Below are 9,937 nucleotides of genomic sequence, written 5' to 3' on the forward strand. Positions count from 1 at the left end.
GCCGAGAAATGTATGAGCTTGTTCTTTCGTTTGTTTTCTGTTTCTGTGATTAGGCAATAAATAGCAATCCGAACCGTGGTTCAAATTGGCTGATTTGCCCTTACTCTATGTTAAAAATACTCGGAATACATAAAGTATTCCTGCGTTTTTGTGCCTTGATTAAGAACAAATCAGCACAATTTGAACTCGCAGACCAAAAACGCATGCAGTAAAGATGAATTTTGGATTTTGAGATGGAAGCCTTGCTGACGCAAGGCAACAGCGAAAATTTCAAAAGTCGCTTTAATTCTGCATTTTTGGCAGGTTCGGATTACTCTTTATTGCCTAGGCTTTGCATTGCATTTGCCACCGTCTGTTGCATATTGTCGGTTACATGCATGGGGTGCACAGGGAACGGTTAGCGTGAAGACTAATAAGATAGGGGCGAAAAGAGAGTACAAGAAATAAGCCCATCAAAATTAGCTAAAAATTATTTAGAAAAAATCAATTCAAATACGGACGCATAGCGACCTCATTATCGTAAAATTGACCTGTAGAAAGTAAGTAATAGATAAGACAAAGAATTTTTCTTGAAACTGCGATTATTGCTCTTTTTCTATCCCCCAACCTTTGATGATAATTGACATTAATATTCACATATGATACAATCAATGTTGTAAACGGTGTGATTCTGTCGCAAACAGACAGAACAAATACAATGTATTTCCAGTATGATACTAATGGTGCTCCTCTCGGATTCATTTGGAATGGCACACAGTATCTGTATATGACTAACCAAATGGGTGATTTGAATGAAAAACATAGTAAGAAAAGTATTTGTTTGCATTGTGGCAGTCGCGATCGTTGCAGCAATATCGTGTATTATCGCAATGCCGAATGTTAATGTCGTTTATGAATACAACGGAAGCGTATATACTCAAAACAGCAAAAGCATTATAAGACACGAGATTGAATTGCCCGAATACAGTGAAATAAGCAATATAGCGGTAGCGGACAACGGCATGTACTGCCACGCAAAACGGGGAGAAATTGGCTACTTCCTTTTTGTATCGAAGAAAAATGCAATAACAGAAATTCGTGAGGAAAAGCATTATTCATCAAAAATAGACAACGCGGTTGTTTGCAACGGCGTATATCAGGCAAGCTACAGCTATTGCGATTCCGAAAATGGCGACGAAAAAACAGTTTTGCTAAAGGTTGATTTTAAAAACAGGCAATTATCGTATGACAAATATCCCGAAAATCTGTCATCTTATAATTATGTAACCGATGGAAAAAGCCTTTTCGGCAGTGACGGCACGAGTATTCTCAAATACAGCGACGGAAAATACACCGCCCTTGCAAAGGGAACCTCAGCTGTGGGAATTTATGACAATTCGTTGATTTTTGAAAACGACAATGAATTGTATCAACTCGATTTATCAACGAACGAGGTCAACAAGTGCAATTTTAATTTGAATATAAATGATTACCGTACAGTCGATTATGAATCGAATGTATGCTTTGTAAAAAATTATTGCATTGGGTGCAAAGTCAGTTTTTTAAAATATTCCGGCGGAAATTCATTGTTTACGCACACTTCGATACAAAGCCTAAAACATAAGGTTTCATTTATACTTTTAGGCAGTGTCGGCAGGGTATATGAAAACATACAAATAATGCAATAAAAGTTCTTACTAAAAAGTACAGCGATATTCTGAATTTTGCCAACGAGTACGACAGCAAAGACAGGATTACATCAACAACATATGCCGGTAAAACAACAAATTACACCTATGATTCCAATGGTCAGCTTTTGTCGGCAAATGATGATACCTATGCTTATGACAGCAGAGGCAATATTACAAGCAAAACGGAGTCGGGCACAACTACCACATTCACCTATTCAAACAGTGGTTGGAAAGACCAGCTTGTTTCTGTAAACGGTGTTGATTTAACCTATGATGCTAACGGTAATGTTCTTACCTACGATGATAAGGAATACACCTGGAATACAGGAAGAAATCTTGCTACTATAACCGATAGCTCAAATAATGATTCTATTTCCTATACTTACAATAGATACGGCTATCGTACAAGCAAGACAGTAAGCGGTGTTACAACTCATTTTACTGTTGATGAAAACGGAACTGTTGTCGCTCAAAAAACAGGTAATGATACCCTTTATTTTGAATATGATAAATCCGGCACACCATTAGGCTTTGTGTACAACGGAGTACAGTATTTGTATGTTACAAGCATTAGCAATGACATTATTGCAATTGCCGATTCAACAGGAACAATTGTCGCAAGTTATACCTACGGTGACTGGGGCGAATGTACTGTTGATTCAACCTCAACAAATTTAGCTTTAGCAAATCTAAATCCGTTAAGATATCGTGGATATTATTACGATAATGAAACAGGATATTACTATCTACAAAGCCGATATTATGATCCAAGCATTTGTAGGTTTATTAATTCCGACCTACCTGAATATGCACAAATGCAAAAGGACGACTATGCAGGTATAAACATTTTTACTTATTGCAATAATGATGCTGTTAATAATTGTGATTTTAGTGGTAACAGCAAATATTCCATAGTCGCTGTTGGATTGCAATTAGAATTTTCAGCTTCATTATTTGGATACTCAGGTGAAGTAGGGATTGAATTTATATATGTTTTTTCAAAGAATTGTGTTTATGCTTATGCGTATGGTGGTATTGGTGGCGGTGGTGGCTTTGGCAAAAAAGGTATACAATACTTTAAAAGTTCATTTAAAGATATTGTCATGAGTCCTAAAGTATCACTAAAAAATATCTGTAATATGTTCAAACTAAATACTAGTTTTTCGGCAGGACTGTTTATTGTTAAAACTACCTCTGGATTTAAGTGGCCAAACGGTTACTGTGGTTCTTCAACTAGTTCAACAATGACAATTCACAAGGTTAAAGGGTATTATGGAAAAGGAAATAATTGTAAAACTTATGGAATATGTTATTCTACTGGAGTTAGCTTTTGTTTTGGAAAAACAGCAGTATATTATCAAAAAGTTGATGCTATTTACAATAAGGTTAAAAATTATTTAAGTGCACAAAGGAGGAATATTATTGATGCGATTGCTTAAAAAGTCTTTATATTGTGTAACTAAAATAATATATTACATCATGGTACTTATTTATGTTTTAATTCCATCAAGTATAGTGTTTTTTGATGTTATTGATTTCAATGGTGAGTATCGAGAAATTATTTGTTTTCCTACGATTATTATTTTTATACCGCTTTATATTATAACGGTTGAATTATCTGCTATTATATTCAAAGTGCCTGTAGAAAGATACGAAATGTTTTCAAAGAAATACAAAAAAACAATAGCAACAGTTTTGCTAAATATCATTTTTATATTATTTGCTTTTGAATCAATCCTTATTACTATTATTGCAAAAAGAATCACCTACTATGATGCTTTGATAATTCTATCGCTACTATTTTTTAGAATAGCAATTAGGATGTCAACAATAGAATTAAAATCAATAAAGGAAGCAATCAGGGGACGGTTATCTGATTGAATTCGTCAAGAGTGCACAGGGGATGCACAGGGGACGGTTCCTTATGTTGATGAAACAAGGGGTGGATAACCACCCCTAAAGCTCTAATCACTTTTGCAAAATTTGTCAAACCAGAGTTTACCTATTATGCAAACGGTAATGTATTGACTTACGGCGATAAGTCATTCACTTGGGCAGACGGAAGAAATCTTGCTACTATAACCGATAGCTCAAATAATGATTCTATTTCCTATACTTACAATAGATACGGCTATCGTACAGGCAAGGCAGTAAACGGCGTAGCAACGAATTATATCGTTGATGAAAACGGTACTGTTGTTGCTCAAAAAACAGGTAATGATACCCTTTATTTTGAGTATGATAACTATGGCTCTCCACTGGGATTTGTATATAATGGCATACAATATTTGTATATCACAAATATTAGAAATGACGTTATTGCAATTACTGATACAACAGGAACAGTAGTAGCCGGCTACACCTATGGAGATTGGGGCGAATGTACTGTTGATTCAACCTCAACAAATTTAGCTTTAGCAAACCTAAATCCGTTAAGATATCGTGGTTACTATTACGATAACGAAACTGGTTATTATTATCTACAAAGCCGTTATTATGACCCAAGCATTTGCAGGTTCATTAATGCGGATTTGCCTGAATATGCAAAAGTTCAGAAAAATGAACAGGCAGGAATTAATCTATTTGTTTATTGTTGTAATGATCCTGTTAATAAAACTGACACTACTGGTTATTGGGTATGGTTAATGAGTGGTTGGAGAATAACTTCGGTTGGATTTAATGTTTATATGGATAAGAAATTCTTATCTAGACCATTTTGCAAATCATTCGCAAAGTTTGTTGTAAATCATTACGGCAATGGAAATAAATTCAGAAAGATGAGTAAGCATAGAATAGAAGTTGAATTGTGGGCACATGCTGTTGGATATTATGCAGGCACTATACTTAATAAAGTAAACAAATCTTGGGGGAAAGGATGGATATCTAGTGGTTTTTTAATTGAAGTGAACTATAATGACCCTAGAGAATGGAAATTTTATGCAGTTTGGGCGATGGGAAGCACTATAAAAACTGTAGTTACAGTTTCAAAAATACCAAGCATTATCAAGATAGCGTCATATGTTATACTTTGAATGGGGGTTGGAATGTGAAAAACATACAAAAAAAATATAAATATATAGCCTTACTTTTATTGATAGTATTTTTAACATCTGGTTGTAGTTTAAATAATGATTATTCAAATGAAGCGAAAGATGTTTACAATATCGAGGATTACACTGACTGTGACAACTATGGACGCAAAATTAATTCGTTCTGGCTTTTAGCAGAAGAGCCTACGATAAATGCAGATATAATTGTAAACGGCTCTAAAAAAACGGCTAAAATTTATGATAATTCAAAATTTAGTATGTTTTTATATTTCAACTACACAAATTATTGCTTGAAAGATTATCAGTTTCCTGATTATAGAAAAGACTCTTCGATTGAAAAAATAATAATTACTCCAAACAATAACACAGATTTTTTTAGTAGCAGTTGTATTGTAATATCTAATAAAAATGATATTGAGTTGATTAAAAAACTATTGATCGACGCATCCAATAGTTCTAATTGGCAAAACAACAGTGTGCAAGAATTATCCAAGTCAAATGATTGGGATATAGGGATAAAATTTGCAGATTGTGAGGCTGTTCTCTATTATGGGTATATTTCTATAAATCAAGATAACAATTTGGGTTTGTATTGTGCAGATGTAGAGTCTGCTAACTATTTATATACACTTGATGAAAATACATTAAATGTTTTAACAAAATATTCTAACAATTTTCTTAATTACCAATAAAAACAGTGACTACAGAACAATGTTTTTCAAGTTCAATTTCAAATGTTGAGGTAATCAAATAGAATACACAGGGGACGGTTCCTTATGTTGATGAAACAAGGGGTGGATAACCACCCCTAAAGCCTAATTCACTTTTGCAAAATTTGTCAAACGGAGTTAACCTATGATGAAGATGGTATTAGAACAAGCAAGACTGTAAACGGTGTTACAACATACTTTAATACAAAAGACGGTGTGATTCTGTCACAAACAGACGGAACAAACACTATGTATTTTCAGTATGATACTAATGGTGCTCCATTAGGTTTCATTTATAACGGTACACAATACTTTTATATGACAAACCAAATGGGCGATGTTATATCCATAACCGATGCCCAAGGCAATGAGCTTGTTCAGTATGAGTATGACAAGTGGGATGAGGAATATAAATAATATACAGTTGTTAATATAATTGTTTATTATTATGGAAGGAAGATACGATGGATAATAAAAAAGTTTTATTTAAATTGCTTTTGGCAAACATTATTGTAAGTGTTGTGGTATATGCTTTGTATTTTCTTATTGGAAGTAGATTTCAGCAACCCCATGAGTTTCCTATTATGATTATTCCATATGCTGTGATTATGATTGTGGTAATATCTATAACAGGATTAATTTTTCAATTTGAAAACAAAAAAGAAACATGGATAATATGCAATGTGTTAGCAATTGTTATAGGACTACTATCAAGCGTTAATATTTGCTTTTTAGATAATACATTGATACATGTTTTAACTTTTCCATTTATTGGGGTAAATATGCTATGTGAATTTTCAATTGGAATGGAATGGATACAAGATTGGAAAATGCTTATATTGAGCTTGGTCATATTCATTATCTGCCAAAACCTGTTTTTATTGCCTATGGTTATAAAATATTTTATACTTAAGCGAAACCTTAAAAGCGCCAATAATAACCAAACAGAATAGGAACACAGAGAACGGTTCTTGTATTGACAAAGCAAACAAGGGGGGTTAACCCACCCCTTAACCCCTAATTTGGACTTGCACAGGGAACCGTCCACTGTGCATGATAGGAAATAGAAAAAGGTGACTTTCATTACGAAGGTCACCTTTTGAATTGCTACGGTTTACTTTTTAGTGGTTACGGCCTTTGCCTTGCTCCAAGATGAGTAAATCTTTGTGGATTTGCCGTTTACCTTAACTGTCTTGTAGGTGCGAACACGAACATAATACTTTTTCTTGCCCTTGAGCTTTGTGATTTTCTTTGAAACGGTCTTGTTCTTTGATACGGTGTAGCTCTTTACACCCTTTGTGAACTTGCTGTTGGTTGCAATTTTCACATCGTTGACGGGAGGAGGATGTTTACCAATATGGGCAATCTTTGTGCAAGCACTGATGATGATTTTGTAAAGCTGTATCGTATTTCGTTTTTCAGGTGGTCAATGTTAAAATCCTTTGTAATGCGACCTATAATAAGACTGTCGTAATGCTTCATTTTTCTCCCTAAATTGTATATGTCGTTTTTTCCTCGGCACTGATAATTCCTGTTCCTGCCAAATCATCCTTTGGATCGTAATCTGCCGACTGATGTGTTGCTATTATTTGTACCTTGGGATATTGCCCTGCCAGCCTGACGGCATCGTCAATGCTCATATGAGGTCCGGTAAATCCTCTTGGCTTACTGCAATCGGCAAGAACAACGTCGCTTGCCTCAAAGCACCTCAAAACATTGTCGTTAAAAAGTGTGTCGCCCGTGTAGCAAAGCGTTTTGTCACCCTTGATGATGATTGCGTAATCCGTAACCGTGTGTTTCATCGGTAAAAAGCGAAGCTCTGTTGAGCCGATGTTAATCACCGTGTCTTCGTCAATGTTAACTACATTGAAATTCGGGTGGTCAAAAAGAATATTGTACCACTGAGAGTCCTCGTGATGAGTGTAAATGTTAACCGTGTGGTTAAGCTCCTCGAGCAAATACCTAAATACAAGCAGGTCGCTTGTGTGGTCGTAATGCAGATGGGATATGTAAATGTGTTTGATTTTTGTTACATCGACCTGCGACATAAGCCTTGACAGTGTTCCGCAGCCCATATCAAGAACGATGAAATCATCACCGTTTTTAACAAGGTAGCCGCTCGAGCAACCGCCTCCTGCCTTGCCGTACGGTCCGTATTTACCTAAAACAGTAAGCTCCATTATACCAAACCCTCTTCGTATTCTTTTTCAAGCTCGGGCTTAACATTACCCTTTAGCAAATTGAGCTTAAGTATCGCTCTTGATTTTGAATAATCACGAGTCATAAAATCACCTGCAATTATGTTTGATCTCTCGAGATAACGGGGAGTGGTTGCAATGCCGTTGATGATTGTGTCAAAATAATTTACCAAATCATCATCAAGCCTTGCGGGTGTTGTTACACCTACCTGTGTGCCGAGGTTTGGTGTTTGTTGGGTTTGGAACCAATATAGCCCGTCGGTTTTGTAATCGTCAAAAAAACGCAGCGTTTCGTTTGCAAATTCTTTAGCCTTGGCACCGTTTACATTCTTTTCCCACGGCAAAATCTGCTCACAGCTTTTGCTGAATTTGTAATCCTCGTTTTCGTTGATTAATATATATCTTTTTCCGCTTTTTCTGATGTCACCTACTGTAACATCATTGATATGCTCAAAATCGCAAAAGGCATATTTTTCGGGTTGGATGTATTTTTCAAGCAGGGCGTCAACCTTGTTTTTGTCCGCCTTGTAGGTTAATGTAATGGGGCCGAATTTTTGCGGATAATATTCTCTTATATCCAACAGAATGAACTCGTCCGGATACATATCCAAAGACTTTTTGATGTCCTTTAGCGCATTTTCAAACAAATCGCCCTTTGTAATTCCGTGGGCTAAAACAATTTCGCCTCGTCTGTTTGTGTTAAGGCGCAGACAATACTGCCTGATACCGTGCTCAAACTGAACAAAAAGATTGTCCTTTTGACATTCTGCCATTGCACTCATACCATAGCTTCCTGCGTTATGCGCACCGGGAATAACAAGCCTTGTCAGTCTAACATCGTCTTTGATAAAAGACATCCAATTTGTATAAATCATATTTCCACCCCGTTTCAGTATATGATAATTCTACCACAAACCGCAGGTTATTACAATCCCCCTCGGGTGCAGATTGTATACAACTGAGGGGGATTTTAATTAACGTTATTTGTATGTATTATTATAGTTTTTACTTGAGATTTCCTGCTAATGCAATTTTCATAAATTCCTCCTATACCAAAGTTAGTTTTAACTAACTAATACGCATGTTAGCGTAAACTAACTCTTTTGTCAAGAACAGATTTTATCCTACTTGAAATGCTTTATTACTGATGATATAATAATTAAATATAAGCAGAGGTGTAGTATATGAAGATACAAGAATCCGCAGAAAATTATCTTGAAGCAATCAAGAAAGCTCACAAAAAATTTATAAAATGATTTTGAAGTGCCGTTATGAATGTAAGTGTTAAAAGTAAAAAATGGTTGCCTGTGCTTGCTTTGATGTGCTCTGTTTTGTGGGCGCTTGCTTATCCCTTAATCAAATTGGGATACAGGGAACTGAATATTGCTACCGATGATTTGGGCAGTAAGGTATTGTTTGCGGGAGTTCGCTTTTTGTTTGCAGGCGCTTTGGTTCTTCTTATAACAGGTGCCGTAAATCATACTAAAAAGAAAATAAGCAAAAGCGCATGGGGATGGCTTTTGCTTTTTGCAATTGTTAACACCTCACTCCATTATTTGTTCTCCTACATCGGCTTGGGATATATGCCAAGCGCACGCGCAACGATTATCGACTCGATGGGTAGCTTTCTTTTGATTATTCTGTCGTGTATTGTCTTTTCCGATGACCGAATGGGTTGGAATAAGGTATTGGGATGCGTATTGGGGTTTTCGGGAATTGTTATTATGAATGTGGAGCCCGGGAAATTTATGCTTGAAAATATCTCATTTTTAGGTGACGGTATGATTTTGCTTAACGCTGTTTTTGCGGCGTTTGGCGGAGTGGTAGGCAGGATTGTTTCACGCAAAATGGATATGACGCTTGCAACCGGAATCAGTATGGCAATAGGCGGTGCAATATTGTGTGTGGTTGGGCTTTGCATCGGTGTTGGGCAATCGTGGCATATGTCTGCTGTGGGGGTTACAATTATTGTTGCCCTAACTCTTATTTCGGCAATCAGCTTTAGTATTTACAACTCGTTGATTGCAAATCATCCCATCAGCACGGTAGCAATCTACAATGCCTTTATCCCTGTTTTCGGGGTTGGTTTTTCAAGCCTGATATTAGGCGAACAGTTTATGCTGAAATATCTGATTGCAGGTGTTCTTGTTGCATTGGGAATTGTCGCCGTAAACCGCAAAAAAATCAAATCATAAAAACAGAAAAGATATGTTTATCAGCAGTGTTTTTGCAATAGTTTTTCTACATCGGCAACTTTCAGCACTTTCCCCGTAGATACTACTTTGTTGTTGACAACAAGAGCAGGTACA

Annotated in this window: 14 protein-coding genes; 8 read left to right on the forward strand and 6 right to left on the reverse strand. The window is 36.1% G+C overall.

Annotation, left to right across the window (positions count from 1 at the left end):
* Nucleotides 1-483: 483 nt before the first annotated feature.
* On the reverse strand, nt 484-741 hold the full coding sequence (locus tag Q0P34_RS07900) for a hypothetical protein (RefSeq protein ID WP_294955203.1): 258 nt from the start codon (nt 739-741) through the stop codon (nt 484-486).
* A gap of 50 nt (nt 742-791) precedes the next feature.
* On the opposite strand from Q0P34_RS07900, the gene Q0P34_RS07905 reads away from it, so the two are divergent.
* The 7 genes from Q0P34_RS07905 to Q0P34_RS07935 all read left to right on the forward strand — a co-directional run bounded on the left by Q0P34_RS07905 (nt 792) and on the right by Q0P34_RS07935 (nt 6,383).
* A complete protein-coding gene (locus tag Q0P34_RS07905) occupies nt 792-1,667 on the forward strand; it encodes a hypothetical protein (RefSeq protein WP_294955205.1) in 876 nt (291 codons plus the stop codon).
* Nucleotides 1,668-1,696: 29 nt separating this feature from the next.
* On the forward strand, nt 1,697-3,109 hold the full coding sequence (locus tag Q0P34_RS07910) for an RHS repeat-associated core domain-containing protein (protein ID WP_294955226.1): 1,413 nt from the start codon (nt 1,697-1,699) through the stop codon (nt 3,107-3,109).
* Nucleotides 3,096-3,551, forward strand: a complete 456-nt coding sequence (locus tag Q0P34_RS07915; protein WP_294955207.1) for a hypothetical protein — start codon at nt 3,096-3,098, stop codon at nt 3,549-3,551. Before Q0P34_RS07910 ends, Q0P34_RS07915 begins: the two co-directional genes overlap by 14 nt.
* Nucleotides 3,552-3,694: 143 nt before the next feature.
* Nucleotides 3,695-4,702 carry an RHS repeat-associated core domain-containing protein gene (locus Q0P34_RS07920; protein ID WP_294955209.1) on the forward strand — a complete coding sequence of 336 codons (1,008 nt, stop codon included), beginning with the start codon at nt 3,695-3,697 and terminating at the stop codon, nt 4,700-4,702.
* A gap of 14 nt (nt 4,703-4,716) precedes the next feature.
* Nucleotides 4,717-5,412: a hypothetical protein gene (locus Q0P34_RS07925; RefSeq protein ID WP_294955211.1), complete on the forward strand. Its 696-nt coding sequence runs from the start codon at nt 4,717-4,719 to the stop codon at nt 5,410-5,412.
* Nucleotides 5,413-5,646: 234 nt separating this feature from the next.
* Nucleotides 5,647-5,847: a hypothetical protein gene (locus Q0P34_RS07930; protein ID WP_294955213.1), complete on the forward strand. Its 201-nt coding sequence runs from the start codon at nt 5,647-5,649 to the stop codon at nt 5,845-5,847.
* Between the two features lie 47 nt (nt 5,848-5,894).
* Nucleotides 5,895-6,383 (forward strand): hypothetical protein, encoded by a 489-nt coding sequence (locus Q0P34_RS07935; RefSeq protein WP_294955215.1) that lies wholly within the window; start codon nt 5,895-5,897, stop codon nt 6,381-6,383.
* A gap of 161 nt (nt 6,384-6,544) precedes the next feature.
* On the opposite strand, the gene Q0P34_RS07940 is transcribed toward Q0P34_RS07935, so the two are convergent.
* The 4 genes from Q0P34_RS07940 to Q0P34_RS07955 are packed head-to-tail and all read right to left on the reverse strand — an operon-like array spanning nt 6,545 to nt 8,503.
* Nucleotides 6,545-6,757 carry a hypothetical protein gene (locus tag Q0P34_RS07940; RefSeq protein ID WP_294955217.1) on the reverse strand — a complete coding sequence of 71 codons (213 nt, stop codon included), beginning with the start codon at nt 6,755-6,757 and terminating at the stop codon, nt 6,545-6,547.
* A complete protein-coding gene (locus Q0P34_RS07945) occupies nt 6,754-6,912 on the reverse strand; it encodes a hypothetical protein (RefSeq protein WP_294955219.1) in 159 nt (52 codons plus the stop codon). The genes Q0P34_RS07940 and Q0P34_RS07945 overlap by 4 nt, the downstream gene beginning before the upstream one ends.
* 8 nt (nt 6,913-6,920) lie before the next feature.
* The gene (locus Q0P34_RS07950; RefSeq protein ID WP_294955221.1) at nt 6,921-7,610 is read right to left on the reverse strand and encodes an MBL fold metallo-hydrolase; all 690 of its coding nucleotides are present in this window, start codon (nt 7,608-7,610) and stop codon (nt 6,921-6,923) included.
* Entirely contained in the window at nt 7,610-8,503 is an 894-nt protein-coding gene (locus Q0P34_RS07955) for a hypothetical protein (RefSeq protein ID WP_294955223.1), read from the reverse strand. The genes Q0P34_RS07950 and Q0P34_RS07955 overlap by 1 nt, the downstream gene beginning before the upstream one ends.
* Before the next feature lie 396 nt (nt 8,504-8,899).
* Between Q0P34_RS07955 and Q0P34_RS07960 the strand changes: the two genes are divergently transcribed.
* Entirely contained in the window at nt 8,900-9,823 is a 924-nt protein-coding gene (locus Q0P34_RS07960; protein WP_294955225.1) for a DMT family transporter, read from the forward strand.
* A gap of 20 nt (nt 9,824-9,843) precedes the next feature.
* Here Q0P34_RS07960 and Q0P34_RS07965 read toward each other — a convergent pair.
* The coding region (locus tag Q0P34_RS07965) for a thioredoxin family protein (protein WP_294955228.1) at nt 9,844-9,937 on the reverse strand (94 nt) is incomplete at its 5' end.

The organism is uncultured Eubacterium sp. (assembly GCF_945980375.1).
Lineage (GTDB): Bacteria > Bacillota > Clostridia > Oscillospirales > Acutalibacteraceae > Eubacterium_R.